This is a genomic window from Lysobacter changpingensis, assembly GCF_017308985.1.
Classification (GTDB): Bacteria; Pseudomonadota; Gammaproteobacteria; order Xanthomonadales; family Xanthomonadaceae; genus Lysobacter_J; species Lysobacter_J changpingensis.
This window is the reverse complement of record NZ_JADWPE010000003.1, coordinates 337,519-358,644: the sequence shown is the minus strand read 5'-3', so window position 1 is coordinate 358,644 and position 21,126 is coordinate 337,519. Positions and strand designations below refer to the sequence as shown.

Below are 21,126 nucleotides of genomic sequence, written 5' to 3'. Positions count from 1 at the left end.
ACTGCTCCAGCCCATGACCGACCAGACCCCGACCGCCCAGACGCCCGCCGACGAGAACTTCCTGATCGCCGAGCGTCGCGCCAAACTCGCGGCGCTGCGCGGTGAGGGCATCGCGTTCCCGAACGACTTCCGCCGTGCCGATTACGCCGGCGACCTGCAGGCGCAGTTCGCCGATGCAGAGGTGTGGAACGCCGAAGCGCTGGAAGCCAAGGGCCAGCGCGTCGCGATCGCCGGCCGCATCCTGCTCAAGCGGGTGATGGGCAAGGCCAGCTTCGTGCAGATCCAGGACGAATCCGGGCGCATCCAGCTGTTCCTCCAGTCGAACGTGCTCGGCGACACCTACGAGGCCTTCAAGGGGTGGGACGTCGGCGACATCGTGGGCGCCGAGGGCGTGCTCACGCGTACCAGGACCGGCGAGCTGTCGGTGAAGACCGATGCGCTGCGCCTGCTGACCAAGTCGCTGCGCCCGCTGCCGGACAAGTTCCACGGACTGGCCGACGTCGAGCAGCGCTACCGCCAGCGTTACGTCGACCTGATCGTGACGCCCGAGGCGCGCGAGGTCTTCGTCAAGCGCAGCAAGATCATCCGCGCGATGCGCGCATGGCTGGACGGTCGCCGCTTCCTCGAAGTGGAAACGCCGATGATGCATTACATCCCCGGCGGCGCCGCGGCCAAGCCCTTCGTCACGCATCACAACGCCTTGGATCTCGAGCTGTTCCTGCGCGTGGCACCGGAGCTGTACCTCAAGCGCCTGGTGGTCGGCGGCCTGGAACGCGTCTACGAGATCAACCGCAACTTCCGCAACGAAGGCGTGTCGACGCGCCACAACCCGGAATTCACCATGCTCGAGCTGTACGAGGCCTACGCCACGTACAACGAGATCATGGATCTGACCGAAGGCCTGATCCGCGACGTCGCGGTGCAGGTGCTCGGCACCACGCAGATGCACTGGGACGGCGCCGACATCGACCTGGGCCCGGCGTTCCGCCGCTGGCGCCTGGACGAGGCGGTGCGTCACTACAACCCGGAAATTTCCGTCGCCGACTGCACCGACCGAGCCGCGCTCGTGCGCCATTGCGAACGGCTGAAGGTGCCGGTGAAGGCCGGTTACGGCTGGGGCAAGCTGCTGCTGGAGATCTTCGAGAAGACCGCCGAGCACCAGCTGGTGCAGCCGACCTTCATCACCCATTACCCGGTCGAGGTCTCGCCGCTGGCGCGCGAGAGCGACAACGAAAAGGGCATCACCGACCGCTTCGAGCTGTTCGTCAACGGCAAGGAGCTGGCGAACGGGTTCTCCGAGCTGAACGACCCCGAGGACCAGGCCGAGCGCTTCCGCGCGCAGGTCGCGGCGAAGGAGGGCGGCGACGACGAGGCGATGCACTTCGACGCCGACTACATCCGCGCCCTGGAAGTCGGCCTGCCGCCGACCGGCGGCCTGGGCATCGGCATCGACCGCCTGGTGATGCTGATGACCGGTTCGGCCTCGATCCGCGACGTGCTGCTGTTCCCGTACATGCGGCCCGAGGCCAGCTGACGCCGTTGCCGACCGGATAGCGGCGCGTCGATGTCGTCATCCCGGCGAAGGCCGGGATCCAAGCCCACAACGTGTCGGGCAGCGCGGCCGGCGACGTCGGCCGCGCCCGGAGCGCAGGCCCTGCGTCCCGCAGTGAAGCCCAGCTAAAGCCTACGCCAGGGTCAGCCGATTCCCATATCAAGCCGGGTCGGTTCCCGGCTGCGGGCGCCGCCGGCCCGGGGTATGCTCCCCTCATCGGCCACCACAGGGGGTGGCGGCTCTACGGAACCCCGATGTGAACGTCGTCATCGTCGATGACCAAACCTCCGCGCGCACGATGCTGCGCCACATCATCGAGGACATTTCGTCCGAGCTGCATGTGTCCGATTTCGGCGACCCCGAAGCCGCGCTGGGCTGGTGCGAATCCAACCAGCCGGACCTGTTGCTGCTCGACTACCGGATGCCGGCGCTGGACGGGCTGGAATTCGCCCGCCGCTTCCGCCGTCTCCCGCTGCACCGCGACATCCCGATCATCCTGGTGACGGTGGTCGGCGACGAGCCGATCCGGCAGGCCGCGCTGGAAGCGGGCGTCATCGACTTCCTCGTCAAGCCGGTGCGCCCGCGCGAACTGCGGGCCCGTTGCCGCAACCTGTTGCAACTCCGCCAGCAGTCCGAGAACGTGAAGCAGCGGGCGCTGTCCCTGGAACAGCGCCTGCTGTCGAGCATGCACGAGGTCGAGGAGCGCGAGCGCGAAACCCTCTCGCGTCTCGCCCGCGCCATCGAATACCGCGACGCCGGCACCAGCGCGTACCTGGAACGCATGGCGCACGTCGCCGGGCTGATCGCCGAGCAGCTGGGCATGTTCGAGGACGAAGTCCGCGTTATCGAAATGGCCGCGCCGCTGCACGACATCGGCAAGATCGCCATTCCGGACGCCGTCCTGATGAAGGCCGGCCCCCTGTCGGAAGACGAGACCGCGGTGATGCGCCGGCATCCGCGCATCGGCTATGAACTGCTCAGCGGCAGCCAGAACCGTTTCATCCAGGCCGGCGCGCTCATCGCGCTGCGCCATCACGAACGCTACGACGGCAGTGGTTATCCGGATGGCCTGCGCGGGGAGGAAATCCCGTTGGAAGCCAGGATCGTCGCGGTTGCCGACGTATTCGACGCGCTGATCTCGCCCCGCCCGTACAAGAAGGCATGGGACGTGGACGCGGCGCTGGGTTATCTCTACGCGCAGCGCGGTCGCCTGTTCGACCCCCGCTGCGTCGACGCGCTGATCCGCAGCCGCGAGCGGCTGGAGGACATCTGCAACCGGTTCTCGACGGTGTCCGCGCGCCCCGGCCTGGAGTGAGCCGCGATGTTGAGCGTCCTGCACCGCATGGTGCGCAACGTGCAGAGGGAACTTTCGCGGCGGCCCGACAGCGAACACGGGCAGGCCTTCGTACGCCTTGCGGTGCTCTCCGTCGTGCTGGCCTACATGCTCGTCCGCGGCGCCACCGGCGCGCTCCCGTCGAAGGAGTACGTCAACGTTCTGAAGATGGTCGAGACGGGTTTCGCGGTCGGTGTGTTCCTGATCGCGTGGATCCTCTGGCGCCCCGGTAAATCGCACCTGCGGCGCATCATCGGGATGATCTCCGATTACGGCCTGATGGCCGCGGCGATGATCCACATCGGCGAACCGCTCGCATGGGTCTACGTGATCCTGATGTGGGTCACCATCGGCAACGGCCTGCGTTTCGGCAACGGCTACCTGTACGGCGCGGTGGCGATGGCGTTCGCCAGCTTCGGTTCGGTGGTGACATTCAACGAATACTGGCTGTCGAACCGCGTGCTCGGCATCGGCCTGCTGCTCGGGCTCGTCGCCATTCCGCTGTATCTCTCCGGCCTGCTGCGGGCGCTGACCACGGCCACCGACGAGGCGCGGCGCGCCAACGAAGCCAAGAGTCGCTTCCTGGCCAACATGAGCCACGAGTTCCGCACGCCGCTCAACGGTTTGGCGGGCATGTCCGAACTGCTGGCGACCACGAAGCTCGACAACGAGCAGCGCGAGTGCCTGAGCACGATCCAGGCGTCCACGCGCAGCCTGTTGTCGCTGGTCGAGGACGTGCTGGACATCTCCGCGATCGAGGCCGGCAAGCTCAAGCTCGACCGCGTCGATTTCACCCCGCGCGAGCTGATGGACAGCATCAGCCTGATCCTGCAGCCGCAGGCGCGCGCCAAGCAGCTGAAGTACGAGGTCGCCATCGCCCGCGACGTGCCCGAGGTCCTTCGCGGGGACGTGGGCCACGTGCGGCAGATCCTGATCAATCTCGCCGGTAACGCGGTGAAGTTCACCGACCAGGGCTTGGTCCGCGTGGACGTGGCCGTGCTGGATCCCACCGCCGAGCGCGTGCGCCTGCGTTTCACGGTGACCGACACCGGCATCGGCGTTCCCGCGGCGATGCGCCAGCGCCTGTTCAAGCCGTTCGAGCAGGCTGACGTCAGCCTCGCGCGCCGCTACGGCGGCACCGGCCTGGGCACGACGATCGCCAAGGGGCTCGCCGAAGGCATGGGCGGAAGCATCGGCTACGAACCCATGGAGGGCGGCGGAAGCCGGTTCTGGGTCGAGTTGCCGTTCGAGCGCGCGGAGATCGAGTCGCAGCCCGATGACACGTTCGCGCCGGAGCAGGGCCCTGCCGGAACGGCGCCCAACGTCATCGCTTTCTCCGATCCGTTCCTGCGCCATCGCGCCCGCGTGCGCAGCCTGTCGATCATCGTCGCCGACGACCACATCGCCAACCGCATGGTGCTGCAGCGGCTGCTGCAGAAGGCGGGGCACCGCGTGGTGTGCGTCGAAGGCGGCGAGGAAGTGCTCAACGCACTGGCGACCTCGGACTACGACGCGGTGATCACCGACCTGCACATGCCCGACGTCAGCGGTCTGGACCTGTTGCGGCAACTGCGCGTCATGGAAGCCGGAAGTGGGCGACGTACGCCCGTGCTGATCCTGAGCGCCGACGTCACCACCGGATCGATCCAGGCCTGCGAGCAGGCCGGCGCGCGCGCCTTCCTGTCCAAGCCGGTTTCGACCACGCGGCTGCTCGACACGCTGGCCGACATCGCGGCGAACCAGCGCGTCGCCACGACGGTGGTCGCGCCGCCGCGCGGGGAAGCCACCGCACTCGCCAGCGACAGCCATTTCGACCCGTCCGTGCTGGACGAACTGGGCGCGCTCGGCATGGGCGCGGGGTTCGAGCGTGAGTTCATCGCGCAGTGCCTGGTGGACGCAGACAAGTGCCTGCAACAGCTCGAAGCCTGCGCGCAGCGCGCCGACTGGGAACGCACGCGCGACCAGGCGCACGCGCTCAAGGGTGTCGCCAGCAACCTGGGCCTGATCAAGCTGGCCGCGATCAGCGGCGAGTTGATGCGCCTTCCGGACTGGCAGCTGGCGCGGGACTGGTCATCGCACCTGTCGCGCCTGCGCGAACGGCTGGCGCAGGGCAGGGCGGCGCTCGAAGCCCGCGAACGGCAGCGTGCCGCGCGCGGTGAAAGCGAGCGCTCCCCCTGATCCCGGGCCGCAGGTCCGGCCCGTTCGTCCCCGTGGTGCCGTAGTCGTGCTGAGGTTCGTGCCCCGGACCGCCGTCACGCGGCGGCTTCGGTTCCGGAACGACGCTCCTGCGCCCGTACGATGCGTTCCATCGTCCGCAGCGCCTTCTCGCCCAGCGCCAGCGCGGTGTCGACCCAGACTTCGGTGATCCCCATCAGTTCGTCGTAACCGACCGGCTGGCCGATGCCGCGCACGGCGTTCATCGCCAGATGCGCGTGCGGGGCGCGTTGCTGGCGGCGGATCACGTCGTTGACCGCGGCCTCGCCTTCGCCCTTGGGCACCAGGAGGTCGACCACGCCCATGCGATGCCATTCCTCGCTCGGCGCGATCGTGCCTTCCAGGATCAGCCGTTCGGCGAGTTGCGGCGAAACGCGCTTGCACAGGAACGAGTACGCGCCCATGCCCGGGAAGAGGCCGAACAGCACCTCCGGCAGGCCCATCTCGACGCCTTGCTCCGCGACGATGGTATGGCACGACAGTGCGAGCTCCAGGCCGCCGCCCAGCGCATCGCCCTGCACCAGCGCGACGGTGCGCACGTCGCCGCCCAGGCCGGTGTGGAAGTGATGCACGCCGTCCACGCAGCGGCGCGCGTAGGCGAGCAGGTGTTCGCGATCGTTCGCGCGGATCAGTTGCGAGAACAGCGCGAGATCGCCGCCGAGATTGAACGCGTGCGGCGCGGAAGAGGCGAGTACGACGTGGCGAAGACGTCCGCTCTGGCGCTGGTTGTCGCGCAGCGTGATCGAATTGAGGAAGCTCCACATGTCGTCCATGAGTTCCGTGCGGAAGCACGGACGCGCGCCCTGTGCATGGTCGTTGTGCATGTACATCCAGTGGGTGTCGCCCGCGGGGTCGGATTCGACGCGCAGGGTCGGGTAGGCGCGCGTGCGGTGCAGTTTCTCGATCATGCTCATGTTGCGGTCCTCGGCACTGGCCGCCCGCAGGCAGGGAGTGGGCAGCGAGCGGCAGGGGGTGTTGCCCACCCGCGCGATGCTACACCGCGACCTCTGGACAAAAGAGAAAGCCCCTCCGCGCGGGGAGGGGCTTTCATGAAGCGTCCGACAAACGGGCAGGCGAGGTTCAGTGGGGAGCAGGGGCGTCCCGCAGTTCGCGACGCAGGATCTTGCCCACGTTGGTCTTTGGAAGCTCGGTGCGGAACTCGACGTACCGGGGATGCTTGTAGCCGGTGAGGTTCTCGCGCGCGTGGGCCTTGACCTGCTCGGCGGTCAGCGATGGATCCTTGCGCACGATGACCACCTTGACCGCCTCGCCGGACTTCTCGTCCGGCACGCCGACGGCGGCGACTTCGAGCACGCCCGGCATCATCGCGATCACGTCCTCGACCTCGTTCGGGTACACGTTGAAGCCCGACACCAGGATCATGTCCTTCTTGCGGTCGACGATGTAGAAGAAGCCCTTCTCGTCCATGCGCGCCATGTCGCCGGTGTGCAGCCAGCCGTCGTCGTCGATGGCCGCGGCGGTTTCCTCGGGGCGTTTCCAGTAGCCTTTCATGACCTGCGGGCCGCGGATGCACAGCTCGCCCACCTGGCCCTGCGGCAGCGCGTTGCCGTTCTCGTCCTTGACGCAGGCATCGGTGGAGGAGATCGGCAGGCCGATGGAGCCGTTGTAGTCGGCCAGGTCCATCGGATTGATGCACGCCGCCGGGGCCGATTCGGTCAGACCGTAGGCTTCCACCAGGGTCACGCCGGTGACCTGTTTCCAGCGCTCGGCGACCGAGCGCTGCACGGCCATGCCGCCACCGAGCGTCAGGTGCAGCCCGGAGAAATCCACGTCGCTGAAGCCCGGCGTGTTGAGCAGCCCGTTGAACAGCGTGTTGACGCCGGTGATCGCGGTGAAGCGCACGCCCTTGAGCTCCTTGACGAAGCCCTTCATGTCGCGCGGGTTGGTGATCATGTGGTTCAGCCCACCGAACTTCATGAACACCAGGCCGTTCGCCGTGAGCGCGAAGATGTGGTACAGCGGCAGCGCGGTGATGATGATCTCCTCGCCGTACTTCACGTTGGTGCCGACCCACGCCGCGGCCTGCTGCATGTTGGCGACCATGTTGCGGTGGGTGAGCATCGCGCCCTTCGCCACGCCCGTGGTGCCGCCGGTGTACTGCAGGAAGGCGATGTCGGACGACTCGATGTCGACTTCCGGCAGCGAGTGCCGGCTGCCCCGCGCGAGCGCGTCGCGGAAACGGATCGCGCCCGGCAGGTCGTACTCGGGCACCATCTTCTTGATGTACTTCAGGACGAAGTTGACGATCGCGCCCTTCGGGAAGCCGAGCATGTCGCCCAGGCCGGTGGTGATGACCTGCTTGACCTGCGTGTCGCCGATCACTTCCTGCACGGTGTGCGCGAAGTTGTCGAGCACCAGGATCACGCTCGCGCCCGAATCCACCAGCTGGTGCTTCAACTCGCGCGCGGTGTACATCGGATTGGTGTTGACCACCGTCAGCCCCGCGCGCAGCACGCCGAACGTGGCGATCGGGTACTGCAGGCAGTTGGGCATCATGATCGCGACGCGATCGCCCTTCTTCAGTTTCAGCTCGCCCAGCAGGTACGCGGCGAACTGCGCGCTGAGCTGGTCGATTTCGGCATAGCTGAGGGTCTTGCCGAGATTGGCGAAGGCCGGGCGGTCGCGGTAATTCTGGATGGCGCTTTCCAGCACGGCGACGACGGACGGGAACTCGTCCACGTCGATCTCCGCCGGAACCCGCTCGGGGTACTGTGCCAGCCACGGACGTTCGAAACTCATCGCGATCCCCTCTCCATCGCCGTTATCGGGGCCAGTGTTCCGGCCTGCAGTTCCGTCGGTCGCATTCCATGGATGCTCCACCGTACGGTGTCCGGACGATTGGAGCATAGGCTCCGGAGGACTGGCAAGGCGCGCTGCGGCGCGGCTCCGGCGCGCAGGTCCATGGCAGGATGTCGCGCTGATGCATCGTCAGGGGGTGGTTGCAATGGGGAAGGGGAAAGGTTTCGTCGTCGTCGCGGCGGCCTGCCTTGCGTTCGCGCTGGCGGCCTGCGGGCGGAGCGCGCCGGAGGAGCGCCTGCGCGAAACGATGGGCGAGCTGCAGGCGGCGATCGAGAAGAAGGACGCCTCCGCGCTGGAAGGTGTGCTGGCGGAGGACTTCGTCGGCCCCGGCTCGCTCGATCGCGCCGGCGCGCGGCGCATGGCGCAGATGATGTTCCTGCGCCATGGCACGGTCGGTGCGAACGTCGGGCCGGTGGCCATCGAACTGCAGGACGAACATGCGACGGCACGCTTCAGCGTCGCGTTGACCGGGGGTTCCGGGCAGTTGCTGCCGGATGCCGCGCGGCTGTACGACGTGACGACCGGATGGCGCGAAGTCGATGGGGAATGGCGGATGACGAGCGTGGCGTGGGAGGGGCGGTTGTAGCGCTTTCAGGGCGGGCGAGGGCTGCTCATTCGTGCGACCTGTTGGTCGCGATCTCCGCCGACCCTGGTGGGCCCTCTCTGAAGGAGAGGGCCCAAACACGCATCAAAGCGCCTTCTTCGCCGCCAGCTGCCGCAGCACGTAATGCAGGATGCCGCCGTGGCGGAAGTATTCGACTTCCTTCGGCGTCAGCAGCATGACCTTCACTTCGAACGACACCGTGCTGCCGTCCTTGCGCGTGGCGGTCACCGTCGCACGCTTGGATTCGCCATCCTGCAGGCCCGTGACGCTGAAGGTTTCCGAGCCGTCCAGCCCCAGCGCCTGCGCGTTCTCGCCTTCCTTGAACAGCAGCGGCAGCACGCCCATGCCGACCAGGTTGGAACGGTGGATGCGCTCGAAGCTCTCCGCGATCACCGCCTTCACGCCCAGCAGGTTGGTGCCCTTGGCCGCCCAGTCGCGCGAGGAACCCGTGCCGTATTCCTTGCCCGCCAGCACCACCAGCGGCACGCCGTCGGCCTTGTACTTCATCGCCGCATCAAAGATGGACAGCTTCTCCGGCGCGGCATCCCCCTTGCCGAAGTAGAGCGTGTTGCCGCCTTCCTCGCCGCCGAACATCAGGTTCTTGATGCGGATGTTGGCGAAGGTGCCGCGCACCATCACGTCGTCGTTGCCGCGACGGCTGCCGTAGCTGTTGAAGTCGGCCGGCTGTACGCCGCGTTCGATCAGGAACCGCCCCGCCGGCGAATCCTTCTTGATGTTGCCCGCCGGCGAGATGTGGTCGGTGGTGATCGAATCGCCGAACAACCCCAGCACGCGTGCGCCAAAGATGTCGTCGATCGAACCGACCTGCATGCCCATGCCGTCGAAGTACGGTGGGTTCTTGATGTAGGTCGACGATGCGTCCCACGCGAACGACTCGCCTTCCGGCGAGGCGATCGTGTTCCAGCGCGTGTCGCCCTTGAACACGTCGGCGTAGTTCTGCGCGAACAGCTCCGGCCCGACGGTCGCGGCGATGACGTCGCCGATTTCCTTGTTGCTCGGCCAGATGTCGCGCAGGAACACGTCCTGGCCGTCGGCGCCCTTGCCCAGCGGTTCGCGGCTCAGGTCGATGTCGACCGTGCCGGCGATCGCGTACGCCACCACCAGCGGCGGCGAGGCGAGGTAGTTCATCTTCACTTCCGGATGTACGCGGCCTTCGAAGTTGCGGTTGCCCGACAGCACCGACGCGACGACCAGGTCGCCCGCGGCGATGCCGGCGCTGACTTCCGTCGGCAGCGGACCGGAGTTGCCGATGCACGTGGTGCAGCCGTAGCCGACGACGAAGAAGCCGAGCTTCTCCAGGTCGTCGAGGACGCCGGCCTTGCGCAGGTAATCGGTGACCACGAGCGAGCCCGGGCCGAGCGAGGTCTTCACCCACGGCTTGGCCTTCAGCCCGAGCTTCGCCGCGTTGCGCGCGAGCAGGCCCGCGCCGAGCATCACCGCCGGGTTCGAGGTGTTCGTGCACGAGGTGATCGCGGCGATGACCACCGCGCCGTCCTTCAGGCGCACGTTCTCGCCGTTGATGACGACGTCGGAGATGCCCTTGTGCAGCGATTCGTTGCCGACCGCCGCACCGCCGCCTTCGGCCACGAAGTTGGACACATCGTTGGAACGCTTGTCGCGGTTGACGGTGAGCGGGCCGAGGTTGTCGCGGTAGTTCTGCTTCACGTCGACCAGCAGCACGCGATCCTGCGGACGCTTCGGGCCGGCGAGCGAGGGCTTCACGTCGCCCAGGTCGAGTTCCAGCGTGGTGGAGTAGGTGGCTTCCGGCGCGCCGGGTTCGTGCCACAGGCCCTGCGCCTTCGCATAGGACTCGACCAGCGCGATGTGCTCCTCGCTGCGGCCGGACAGGCGCAGGTAGTTCAGCGATTCGGCGTCGATCGGGAAGATGCCGCAGGTCGCGCCGTACTCGGGCGCCATGTTGGCGATGGTCGCGCGATCGGCCAGCGGCAGGTGCTGCAGGCCGTCGCCGAAGAACTCGACGAACTTCCCGACCACGCCGAGCTTGCGCAGCATCTGCGTGACGGTGAGGACGAGGTCGGTCGCGGTCGTGCCTTCCGGCAGCGCGCCGGTGAGCTTGAAGCCGACCACCTGCGGAATCAGCATCGACGAAGGCTGGCCGAGCATCGCCGCCTCGGCCTCGATGCCGCCGACGCCCCAGCCCAGCACGCCGATGCCGTTGATCATCGTCGTGTGGCTGTCGGTGCCGAAGACGGTGTCGGGGAAGGCGAGCTTCTCGCCGTCGACCTCGCGTTCGACCACCACGCGCGCCAGGTTCTCCAGGTTCACCTGGTGGACGATGCCGGTGTTCGGCGGCACCACCTTGAAGTTGTCGAACGCCTTCTGGCCCCAGCGCAGGAAGCTGTAGCGTTCCTTGTTGCGTTCGAATTCGATCTTGCCGTTGAGGTCCAACGCGTCGGGGCGGCCGAACACGTCCACCTGCACGGAATGGTCGATGACCAGTTCCGACGGAATCAACGGGTTGATCTGCCGGGGATCGCCGCCCAGCTTCGTCACCGCATCACGCATCGCCGCCAGGTCGACCACGCAGGGCACGCCGGTGAAGTCCTGCAGCACCACGCGCGCGGGCATGAAGGCGATCTCGGTGTCCGGTTCGGCCTTCGCGTCCCACTTCGCCACCGCCTCGATGTGCTCCTTGCCGACCGTCACGCCGCCGTCCTCATGGCGCAGCAGGTTCTCCAGCAGGATCTTCATGGAGTAGGGCAGGCGGCCGATATCGAAGCGTTCGCCCAGCGCCGGCAGGCTGAAATAGGTGAGCGATCGGCCACCGATGGCGAGCTGGCGGCGGGTCTGGAAGGAGTCTTGCGACATGGGGCCTCCTGGCGGCTTGGCTGAATGGCGAGTCTGGCTCGGAGAGGACGATCGGTCCGGTCGATTATCCGCTGCTCGCGTTAAGGCGCCGACCGGACGAAGGTCTTACGCCTGAACAGGGCGCCATTGTGCGCTTGCCAGATTATGCGCGATTGAGTATGGGCGGAATGGTATGTATCATTCATGCATACCGGATTTTTCGGAAGTCCCGTCCGCCCGAGGAGGTACGCCATGGAAGCCATCGTCGCCGAACGTGGCCAGATCACCCTGCCCAAGGCCGTGCGCGACGCGCTGGGCCTGACCAAGGGCACGCTGCTCAAGGTGGAACTGGAAGGCAGCCGGATCATCCTTCGCAAGAACGTCGACGACGCCATCTCGCGCGCGCGCGGCCGTTTCAAGCTGCCCGAGGGCGTGAGGACGGACGACATCATGCGCGAGCTGCGCGGACGCGCGCCGGGCGATCCGCTGGACGAGTGATCGCATGAGCATTCCTGCCGGAACCATGATCGCCATCGACACCTCGGTGCTGATCGACCTGCTGGGCGAAGACGCCGGCATGGCCGACGCCGCCGAGCAGTGCGTGCGCGACGCGCTCGCGCAGGGCCCGGTGGTGCTGTGCGACGTGGTGGTCAGCGAGATCACCGCGGGCCTGGGACACGGCACCGACATCATGGACGTCGTCGAGGAGATGGGCATGCGTTACTTGCCGGTGGAGCGCCGTTCGGCGATCCGCGCCGGCGAGATGCAGCGCCGTTTCAACCAGCGCCGCCGCGCCGCGGGGCAGGCCGGCCAGATTTCACCGCGCACCGTGCCCGATTTCATCGTCGGCGCGCATGCGTTGCTGCAGTGCTCGGGACTCATCACCCGGGACGCAGGATTCTTTCGCGACTACTTCAAGGGACTGAAGATCATCGTCCCCAAAGTCGTCGCCTGATTGCACGCAATTCCTTTCGGAGAAGTTCAATGTTGGAAGCCTACCGCCACCACGTTGCCGAGCGCGCCGCGCTGGGCATCCCGCCGCTGCCGCTCACCGCGCAGCAGACCGCCGACGTCATCGAACTGCTGAAGGCTCCGCCGGCGGGCGAGGAAGGCTTCCTGCTCGACCTCATCACCAACCGCGTCCCGGCCGGTGTGGACGATGCCGCCAAGGTGAAGGCGTCCTACCTCGCCGCCGTGGCGTTCGGCACCGAGAAGAACGCGCTGATCTCGCGCGCGCGTGCCACCGAGCTGTTGGGCACGATGCTTGGCGGCTACAACATCCACCCGCTGGTGGAGCTGCTGGACGACGCCGAAGTCGGCACCGTCGCCGCCAATGCGCTCAAGCACACGCTGCTGATGTTCGACGCCTTCCACGACGTGCAGGAAAAGGCGGAGAAGGGCAACGCGAACGCCAAGTCCGTCCTCCAGAGCTGGGCCGACGCCGAATGGTTCACCAGCCGTCCGGAAGTCCCGGCGTCGATGACCATCACCGTGTTCAAGGTGACCGGCGAAACCAACACCGACGACCTGTCGCCGGCGCCCGACGCCACCACGCGCCCGGACATCCCGCTGCACGCGCTGGCGATGCTGAAGAACAAGCGCGACGGCATCGAGCCGGAAGAAGACGGCAAGCGCGGCCCGGTTGCCTTCATCGAATCGCTGAAGGCCAAGGGTCACCTGGTTGCTTACGTCGGCGACGTCGTCGGCACCGGTTCGAGCCGCAAGTCCGCCACCAACTCGGTGCTGTGGTTCACCGGTGAGGACATCCCGTACATCCCGAACAAGCGCTTCGGCGGCGTGTGCCTGGGCTCGAAGATCGCGCCGATCTTCTACAACACCATGGAAGACGCCGGCGCGCTGCCGATCGAACTCGACGTGTCGCAGATGCACATGGGCGACGTGGTCGAACTGCGTCCGTACGAAGGCAAGGCGCTGAAGGACGGCAAGGTGATCGCCGAGTTTTCGGTGAAGTCCGACGTGCTGTTCGATGAGGTCCGCGCCGGCGGCCGCATCCCGCTCATCGTCGGCCGCGGCCTGACCGCCAAGGCGCGCGAAGCGCTGGGCCTGGCGCCGTCGACGCTGTTCCGCCTGCCGCAGAACCCGGCCGACACCGGCAAGGGCTACTCGCTGGCGCAGAAGATGGTCGGTCGCGCCTGCGGCCTGCCCGAAGTTAACGGTACGCAGCAAGGCATCCGCCCGGGCACCTACTGCGAGCCAAAGATGACCTCGGTCGGTTCGCAGGACACCACCGGCCCGATGACCCGCGACGAGCTGAAGGACCTGGCGTGCCTGGGCTTCTCGGCCGACCTGGTCATGCAGTCGTTCTGCCACACCGCCGCTTACCCGAAGCCGGTGGACGTGAAGACGCACCACGAGCTGCCGGCCTTCATCAGCAACCGTGGTGGCATCGCGCTGCGCCCGGGCGACGGCGTGATCCACAGCTGGCTCAACCGCATGCTGCTGCCCGACACCGTCGGCACCGGCGGCGACTCGCACACGCGCTTCCCGGTGGGCATCTCGTTCCCGGCCGGCTCGGGCCTGGTCGCCTTCGCGGCGGCCACCGGCGTCATGCCGCTGGACATGCCGGAATCGGTGCTGGTGCGCTTCAAGGGTGAAATGCAGCCGGGCGTCACGCTGCGCGACCTGGTCAATGCGATCCCGCTGGCCGCGATCAAGCAGGGCCTGCTCACCGTCGCCAAGCAGGGCAAGAAGAACATCTTCTCCGGCCGCATCCTCGAAATCGAAGGCTTGCCGCACCTGAAGGTCGAACAGGCGTTCGAGCTGTCCGACGCCTCGGCCGAACGTTCGGCCGCCGGTTGCACGGTGAAGCTCGACAAGGAGCCGATCGTCGAATACCTCACCAGCAACATCACGCTGCTGAAGTGGATGATCGCCGAGGGCTACGCCGATCCGCGCTCGCTCGCCCGCCGCATCAAGGCGATGGAAGCGTGGCTGGCCAACCCGCAGCTGCTGGAAGGCGACGCCGATGCCGAGTACGCCGCGGTCATCGAGATCGACCTGAACCAGATCGTGGAGCCCATCCTGGCCTGCCCGAACGACCCGGACGACGTGAAGACGCTGTCCGACGTCGCCGGCGCGAAGATCGACGAAGTGTTCATCGGTTCGTGCATGACCAACATCGGCCACTTCCGCGCCGCCGCGAAGCTGCTGGAAGGCAAGCGCGACATCCCGACGCGCCTGTGGGTCGCCCCGCCGACCAAGATGGACGCCTCCGAGCTGACCAAGGAAGGCCACTACGGCACCTTCGGCACGGCCGGCGCACGCATGGAAATGCCGGGCTGCTCGCTGTGCATGGGCAACCAGGCGCAGGCCCGCGAGGGCGCGACGGTGTTCTCCACCTCGACCCGCAACTTCCCGAACCGCCTGGGCCGCAACACCAACGTGTACCTGGGTTCGGCGGAGCTGGCGGCGATCTGCTCGCGCCTGGGTCGCATCCCGACCCGCGAGGAATACATGGCCGACATCGGCGTGATCAACGCGAAGGGCGCGGAGATCTACCGCTACATGAACTTCGACCAGATCGAGGACTACCGCCAGGTGGCGGAGACGGTCGCGGCCTGATCGGCGCTGGCGTCATGGAGTAAAGAGAACCCCGGCTTCGGCCGGGGTTTTTGTTTTGGACGCTGCGTTGCGAGATCCATGCGGTTATTCGCACCGACCTCCACACCTCAACCCGTCATCCCGGCGAGGGCCGGGATCCAGGCTGACAGCGAGCGGGCACCCCCATCTGCGGCGAACCCACCTCGCCCTCAATCCAGCGAAAGCGGGAACCCACTTGCTTCTGGTTTCCAAAAGAGAAGCAGCGAAGCAGCAGCGTTGTGCGCAACGGCTGTTCGCCATCCCCCAACCCCGGTGGAGAGGGGCTAAACCTGCCCGCCATCCCAAGCCACGAACAATTCGCGCCCTTTGGCCGCCTTCGCGAATCAACTGCGTGACAACAGTCAAGGACTCGCGTCCTGTGCCGCTATTTCATATGCGGCACGCAGGGGGAAGCGACAATGAAGACGGACAAGCCAGCCCGGTCGGACCGGGTGGAGCAGGCGATGCGCTGGACGATACTCGCGGCATTGGGGGCCGCGGTCTGGTGGGCGGTGGCGGCAGGCCCCATCGCGGGCTGATAGGACGAGCGGGACGCTGCAGCGGACGCTGGCGGAAGGATCGCCGCCGGGCGCCGCACGTTGGCGGAAACTCAGCCTTCCAGATGGTCGCGCACCGCGGCCAGCAGGTCGCGGCGACGCAGCAGGAAATCCCACAGGCTGCCGCCGCACTGGCGCCACAGCACGGCCGAACGCACGGCCGCGAGCAGGATCGCGCGCACTTCCGACACCACCGACGCCTGCCCGAGGTAATGCGGGTTGCCCTGCACGAGCACGCGCGGGCGCAGGTGGCTGAGCGTTTCGGCGTAGAGCGAACCCAGCGCCGCCATCACATCCGGATGCGTGCTGCCCATCCGCTCGGCGTTGCCGGCCTGCGCGCGGATGCCCGACTGCACGCGGCGGCCCATGTCGTCGTCGCGAACGAACCGGCGTTCCAGCTGCATCACCGCCAGCACCAGGCGCGGCAGCTGCTCGTCGCGCTGCGAATTGCCGAAGTAATCGCGCAGCAGCGTCAGGCCTGGGCGCAGCGCCTCGACGTCGCCGTAGACGGCGGTGGGCGAGGGCGCATCGATGCGGAACACCGAATCCATGGCGGTGGCGAGGATGGCCGCGTTGGCCTGTCCGGTGTCCGCGACGCGTCGCACCTGGGCCAGCGCCTGCACGAGGCCGGCGAGGGCGAGGACGCGCGTGGACATCGACGTGTTCTGGGTCATGCAGCTCGAGCCTTCAATCGTTCTTCCAGGGGCGCGTCCGTGGCGGCGATCACCGCGCCGCCCAGGCAGACCTCGCCGTCGTAAAGCACCAGGGACTGTCCCGGCGTCACCGCCCGCTGCGCGCGTGCGAAGCGCACGGCCAGCGTGCCGTCATCGCGCACTTCGACCTCGCAGGCTTCGTCGGCCTGCCGGTAGCGCGTCTGCGCGGTGCATTCCAAGCGCGACGCCGGCGGGCTTCCCGCGATCCAGTGCGCCGCTTCCGACCACAGCGCCTGCGAACGCAGCCATGGGCTGTCGGCGCCCTGGTCGACGTACAGCACGTTCTGCGCGACGTCCTTGCCGACCACGTACCACGGGGCGGCCTCGAAGCCGCGCACGCCGCCGATGCTCAGGCCTTCACGCTGGCCCAGCGTGAAATAGAACACGCCGGGATGGCGACCGATGACGTGGCCGTCGGGCGTGCGCATCTCGCCTTCGCGCGCGGGCAGGTAGCGACCGAGGAACTCGCGGAAGTCGCGCTCGCCGATGAAGCAGATGCCGGTGGAATCCTTCTTCGCCGCGGTCGGCAGGCCGGCGTCGAGCGCCATCTGCCGCACGTCGCGCTTGAGCAGCCCGCCGAGCGGGAATTTCGTCGCCGCCAGTTGCGCCTGCCCGAGCTGGTGCAGGAAATAGCTCTGGTCCTTGCTGCGATCGACCGCGCGCAGCAGGAGGTGGCGATCGCCGTCCTGTTCGACGCGCGCGTAATGGCCGGTCGCGATGAACTCCGCGCCGAGCGCGCGCGCCGCGTCGAGGAAATATTTGAACTTGATCTCGCGGTTGCACAGCACGTCGGGATTCGGCGTGCGGCCGGCCGCGTATTCGGCGAGGAAGTGCTCGAACACGCCCTTCCAGTATTCGCCGGAGAAATCGCGGAAGTGGATCGGGATGCCGAGGCGTCCGCTGACGGCCACCGCGTCGCGACGATCGTCTTCCGCGCGGCAATCGCCGCTCCCGTCATCGGCCCAGTTCTGCATGAACAACCCGGCGATCGGCTCGCCCTCGTCGCGCAGGCGCAACGCCGCGACGGAGGAATCGACCCCTCCGGACATGCCGACGATGGTGCGCGGTGTGACGTTCATGCCAGGTGCTGGGTGATTTCCAGTGGATGGCGGCGACCGCCGAGGAAGTCGGCGGCGGCGCGCCACACCAGCGGGCTGCGATGGCGCGATTGCGCGGCCTGCAGTTCGCTGGGCGTCATCCACACCGCGCGCACGATGCCTTCGTCCAGCGGGCGCGCGGGATCGTGCGCGACCGGTTCGGCGGCGAAGGCGAAGCGCAGGTAATGACGGCCGCCGCTGCCGTCGGGATTCACCGGCGCCTTCCACTGGTACGCGCCGACGAAGGCGGTCAGGCGCACGTCCCAGCCGGTTTCCTCGCGGGTCTCGCGCAGCGCCGCCTCGATCAGCGTCTCGTCCGGCTCCAGGTGCCCGGCCGGCTGGTTGAGGACCAGCTTCCCTCCGACGGTCTCCTCGACCATCAGCAGGCGCCCGCCATCGACCACGATCGTGGCGACGGTGACATCGGGCTGCCAGAACCGGCCTTGGCGGTAGGTCATCAGAATTCGTCCTTGCCGGTGAGTTCCAGTTCCATCTGGTCGGCGGTGCGCAGGACGAAGTCGATCGCGTCGTCGAGCTGGCCCTGGCTCGCATCGGCCGCCAGCTTCACCACGAACACCGCGGTGTCGCCATGCTTGACCCACCCGCCGAGTTTGCTCGACTGACTGTCCTCGAGCAGGCGGTTGGCGACGGCCACCGGGAACTCGCTGCCCTCGCTGGCGCGATACGCCGGCGCCCAGACCTCGCGCACCTTCATGTCGCCGAAGCTCTCCACGGCGGAGATCACGAACGCCAGCTGCGAGCGGCCGTTGTCCATGTCGAAGCCCAGCTTGTAGTCGCCGTCGGCGTCGATCTCGTACTTGTACTTCAGGCTGTCGAGCTGCCGCGCGATGTCCGGATCGGCGGAACGGACCGTTTCACGCATGGACGTGTCGTCGGCGAGCGCCGGCATCGAGGCCGACAGCGACACCAGGGCGACGGCGAGAGCGTGAAGTCGCATGTGCGTTCCTCGTACGTGATCGAAGGCGGGAAACAGGCATTGTGCCGGCCGCCGGGCTCGGGCGTCCACGACCCGCCGGACCTGCGGCCTATAATCCCGCCATGGCCAAACAGACCGAACACGAGCACCAGCATGGCGTCCTGGTGGAGACGGGCAAGCCCGAAATCGCGCGTCCACCGCTGTATTCCGTCCTGCTGCTGAACGACGACTACACGCCGATGGACTTCGTGGTGGAGGTCCTGATGCGCTTTTTCGCGATGAACGCCGAGAAGGCCACCCAGATCATGCTGCACGTACATACCCGCGGCCGTGGCGTCTGCGGCGTTTTCACCCGCGAGGTCGCAGAATCGAAAGTGGCGCAGGTGAACGAATTTTCAAGACTCAACCAACATCCCTTGCTGTGCACGATGGAAAAGGCCTAAAAGTGCTCCTCAGTACGTCCTGAGCGATAAGGGCGGAACGCCGGTCCCGGACCGGGTCCACCCGAGGTCTTGCGAGCATGGAATTCCCCATGCCCGTCCCCATCTAGGACGGCAGTAGCTTTCCGGAGGCTTACGCCACCATGTTCAGCAAGGATCTCGAATACAGCATCGGCCAGTGCTACAAGCGCGCCCGCGAGGCGCGTCACGAGTACATGACGGTCGAACACCTGCTGCTGGCGCTGCTCGACAACCCCTCGGCCGAAAGCGTGCTCAAGGCGTGCGGGGTCGACTTCCAGCGCCTGCGCACCGACCTGGAGCAGGCCATCGCCACCTCGGTGTCGGTGCTGCCCGAGGACGTCGATCGCGACACCCAGCCGACCCTCGGTTTCCAGCGCGTGCTGCAGCGCGCGGTCTACCACGTGCAGTCCAGCGGCAAGAAGGAAGTGACCGGCGCGAACGTGCTGGTGGCGATCTTCGGCGAGAAGGACAGCCACGCGGTCTACTTCCTCAACCAGCAGGACGTCGCCCGCCTGGACGTCGTCAACTACATCTCCCACGGCATCGCCAAACACGGCGGCCAGGAGCCGGCGCGTTCGCAGGAGGACGGCGAATCCCCGTCCGGCGAAGGCGGCGAGGGCGAGGGCAAGGGCGACGCGCTGGCGGAGTTCGCGGTGAACCTCAACCAGCTCGCGCGCGACGGCAAGATCGACCCGCTGGTCGGTCGCGCCGACGAAGTGGAGCGCACCATCCAGGTGCTGTGCCGCCGCCGCAAGAACAACCCGCTCTACGTCGGCGAGGCCGGCGTGGGCAAGACCGCCATCGCCGAAGGCCTGGCCAAGCGCATCGTCGACGGCGACGTGCCCGAGGTGCTGGCCGACGCGACGATCTACGCGCTCGACCTGGGCGCCCTGGTCGCCGGCACCAAATACCGCGGCGACTTCGAGAAGCGCCTGAAGGCCGTGCTGACGCAGCTGAAGAAGCTGCCCGAGGCCGTGCTCTTCATCGACGAGATCCACACCATCATCGGTGCGGGCTCGGCCAGCGGCGGCACGATGGACGCCTCCAACCTGATCAAGCCGGCGCTCGCCTCGGGCGAACTGCGCTGCATCGGCTCGACCACGTTCCAGGAATACCGCGGCATCTTCGAGAAGGACCGTGCCTTGGCGCGTCGCTTCCAGAAGATCGACATCGTCGAGCCGACGGTGGGCGAGGCCTACGAGATCCTGCAGGGCCTCAAGCCCAAGTACGAGGCGCACCACGGCGTGACTTACGCCGACGACGCGCTGCAGGCCGCCGTGGACCTGTCGGTGAAGCACATCGGCGACCGCCTGCTCCCCGACAAGGCCATCGACGTCATCGACGAGGCCGGCGCTCGCCAGCGCCTGCTCGCGGACGACGTGCGCAAGTCGCTGATCGACGTCGAGGAGATCGAGACGATCGTCGCGAAGATGGCGCGCATTCCGACCAAGCAGGTGTCCGCCTCCGACAAGGACGTGCTCAAGAACCTCGAGCGCAACCTGAAGATGGTGATCTTCGGCCAGGATCCGGCGATCGACACGCTGACCTCGGCGATCAAGCTCGCCCGCTCGGGCCTGGGCAATCCGGACAAGCCGATCGGCAACTTCCTCTTCGCCGGCCCGACCGGCGTGGGCAAGACCGAGGTGACCAAGCAGCTCGCGCTGCAGCTGGGCATCGAACTGGTCCGCTTCGACATGTCCGAATACATGGAGCCGCATTCGGTCAGCCGCCTGATCGGCGCGCCTCCGGGTTACGTCGGCTTCGACCAGGGCGGCCTGCTGACGGAGAAGATCGTCAAGACCCCGCACTGCGTGCTGCTGCTGGACGAGGTCGAGAAGGCCCATCCGGACATCTTCAACATCCTGTTGCAGGTCATGGACCGGGGCGTCCTCACCGACACCAACGGCCGCGAGGCGAACTTCAAGAACGTGATCCTGGTGATGACGACCAACGCCGGTGCCGCGCAGGCCTCGCGCCGTTCGATCGGCTTCACCAAGCAGGACCACTCGACCGACGCGATGGAAGTGATCCGCCGCAGCTTCAGTCCCGAATTCCGCAACCGCCTGGACGCGGTCGTGCAGTTCCAGCCGCTGGGCTTCGAGCACATCCTGCGCGTGGTGGACAAGTTCCTGATCGAGCTGGAGACCCAGCTGCACGAGAAGGACGTCGCCCTGTCGGCCACCCCGACCGCCCGCGACTGGCTGGCACAGCACGGCTTCGACCCGCTGATGGGTGCCCGTCCGATGGCGCGCGTGATCCAGGAGAAGATCAAGCGTCCGCTGGCCGACGAGCTGCTGTTCGGCAAGCTGGTCAACGGCGGCAAGGTCACCATCGACGTGAAGGACGACGAGCTGGTCGTCACCACGCAGGCGGAACCGGAGAAGCTGCTCCCGGCGACGGTCTGACCTC

The 21,126-nt window shown here is 67.2% G+C and carries 16 protein-coding genes; 9 read left to right on the top strand and 7 right to left on the bottom strand.

The features are described from left to right. Positions 1 to 13 precede the first annotated feature (13 nt). The 3 genes from lysS (at position 14) to I4U41_RS08460 (ending at position 5,063) form a co-directional block, all read left to right on the top strand. On the top strand, positions 14 to 1,534 hold the full coding sequence (gene lysS / locus I4U41_RS08470; protein WP_206860709.1) for a lysine--tRNA ligase: 1,521 nt from the start codon (positions 14 to 16) through the stop codon (positions 1,532 to 1,534). Positions 1,535 to 1,808: 274 nt separating this feature from the next. Next, complete coding sequence (gene rpfG, locus I4U41_RS08465; protein WP_206860708.1) at positions 1,809 to 2,867, top strand: cyclic di-GMP phosphodiesterase response regulator RpfG; 1,059 nt, start codon at positions 1,809 to 1,811, stop codon at positions 2,865 to 2,867. A gap of 6 nt (positions 2,868 to 2,873) precedes the next feature. After that, positions 2,874 to 5,063 carry an ATP-binding protein gene (locus tag I4U41_RS08460; RefSeq protein WP_206860707.1) on the top strand — a complete coding sequence of 730 codons (2,190 nt, stop codon included), beginning with the start codon at positions 2,874 to 2,876 and terminating at the stop codon, positions 5,061 to 5,063. A gap of 74 nt (positions 5,064 to 5,137) precedes the next feature. Here I4U41_RS08460 and I4U41_RS08455 read toward each other — a convergent pair whose 3' ends face one another. Next, a complete protein-coding gene (locus I4U41_RS08455; protein ID WP_206860706.1) occupies positions 5,138 to 6,013 on the bottom strand; it encodes a crotonase/enoyl-CoA hydratase family protein in 876 nt (291 codons plus the stop codon). A gap of 166 nt (positions 6,014 to 6,179) precedes the next feature. After that, a complete protein-coding gene (locus tag I4U41_RS08450) occupies positions 6,180 to 7,859 on the bottom strand; it encodes a long-chain fatty acid--CoA ligase (protein WP_206860705.1) in 1,680 nt (559 codons plus the stop codon). 205 nt (positions 7,860 to 8,064) lie between these two features. On the opposite strand from I4U41_RS08450, the gene I4U41_RS08445 reads away from it, so the two are divergent. After that, the gene (locus tag I4U41_RS08445) at positions 8,065 to 8,505 is read left to right on the top strand and encodes a Cif family virulence factor (protein WP_206860704.1); all 441 of its coding nucleotides are present in this window, start codon (positions 8,065 to 8,067) and stop codon (positions 8,503 to 8,505) included. Between the two features lie 102 nt (positions 8,506 to 8,607). On the opposite strand, the gene acnA is transcribed toward I4U41_RS08445, so the two are convergent. Further along, the gene (acnA, locus tag I4U41_RS08440; RefSeq protein WP_206860703.1) at positions 8,608 to 11,373 is read right to left on the bottom strand and encodes an aconitate hydratase AcnA; all 2,766 of its coding nucleotides are present in this window, start codon (positions 11,371 to 11,373) and stop codon (positions 8,608 to 8,610) included. 231 nt (positions 11,374 to 11,604) lie between these two features. Between acnA and I4U41_RS08435 the strand changes: the two genes are divergently transcribed. Genes I4U41_RS08435 through acnB form a run of 3 tightly spaced genes read left to right on the top strand, consistent with a single transcriptional unit; the run spans position 11,605 to position 14,934 of the window. Then, positions 11,605 to 11,850, top strand: coding sequence for an AbrB/MazE/SpoVT family DNA-binding domain-containing protein (locus I4U41_RS08435; RefSeq protein WP_206860702.1), 246 nt, complete (start codon positions 11,605 to 11,607; stop codon positions 11,848 to 11,850). A 25-nt stretch (positions 11,851 to 11,875) separates the two neighbouring features. Beyond that, a complete protein-coding gene (locus I4U41_RS08430; protein WP_206861594.1) occupies positions 11,876 to 12,307 on the top strand; it encodes a type II toxin-antitoxin system VapC family toxin in 432 nt (143 codons plus the stop codon). A gap of 29 nt (positions 12,308 to 12,336) precedes the next feature. After that, positions 12,337 to 14,934, top strand: coding sequence for a bifunctional aconitate hydratase 2/2-methylisocitrate dehydratase (gene acnB / locus I4U41_RS08425; RefSeq protein ID WP_206860701.1), 2,598 nt, complete (start codon positions 12,337 to 12,339; stop codon positions 14,932 to 14,934). Between the two features lie 628 nt (positions 14,935 to 15,562). On the opposite strand, the gene hflD is transcribed toward acnB, so the two are convergent. Genes hflD through I4U41_RS08405 form a run of 4 tightly spaced genes read right to left on the bottom strand, consistent with a single transcriptional unit; the run spans position 15,563 to position 18,277 of the window. Continuing rightward, positions 15,563 to 16,165: a high frequency lysogenization protein HflD gene (hflD, locus tag I4U41_RS08420; protein WP_206861593.1), complete on the bottom strand. Its 603-nt coding sequence runs from the start codon at positions 16,163 to 16,165 to the stop codon at positions 15,563 to 15,565. 14 nt (positions 16,166 to 16,179) lie between these two features. Then, entirely contained in the window at positions 16,180 to 17,301 is a 1,122-nt protein-coding gene (gene mnmA, locus I4U41_RS08415) for a tRNA 2-thiouridine(34) synthase MnmA (RefSeq protein ID WP_206860700.1), read from the bottom strand. Next, positions 17,298 to 17,777 (bottom strand): NUDIX hydrolase, encoded by a 480-nt coding sequence (locus I4U41_RS08410; protein ID WP_206860699.1) that lies wholly within the window; start codon positions 17,775 to 17,777, stop codon positions 17,298 to 17,300. The genes mnmA and I4U41_RS08410 overlap by 4 nt, the downstream gene beginning before the upstream one ends. Continuing rightward, entirely contained in the window at positions 17,777 to 18,277 is a 501-nt protein-coding gene (locus I4U41_RS08405; RefSeq protein ID WP_425492522.1) for a hypothetical protein, read from the bottom strand. Before I4U41_RS08405 ends, I4U41_RS08410 begins: the two co-directional genes overlap by 1 nt. A 101-nt stretch (positions 18,278 to 18,378) precedes the next feature. Between I4U41_RS08405 and clpS the strand changes: the two genes are divergently transcribed. Further along, complete coding sequence (gene clpS / locus I4U41_RS08400; RefSeq protein WP_115841517.1) at positions 18,379 to 18,699, top strand: ATP-dependent Clp protease adapter ClpS; 321 nt, start codon at positions 18,379 to 18,381, stop codon at positions 18,697 to 18,699. Positions 18,700 to 18,839: 140 nt separating this feature from the next. Further along, complete coding sequence (gene clpA, locus I4U41_RS08395) at positions 18,840 to 21,122, top strand: ATP-dependent Clp protease ATP-binding subunit ClpA (protein WP_206860698.1); 2,283 nt, start codon at positions 18,840 to 18,842, stop codon at positions 21,120 to 21,122. Positions 21,123 to 21,126 lie beyond the last annotated feature (4 nt).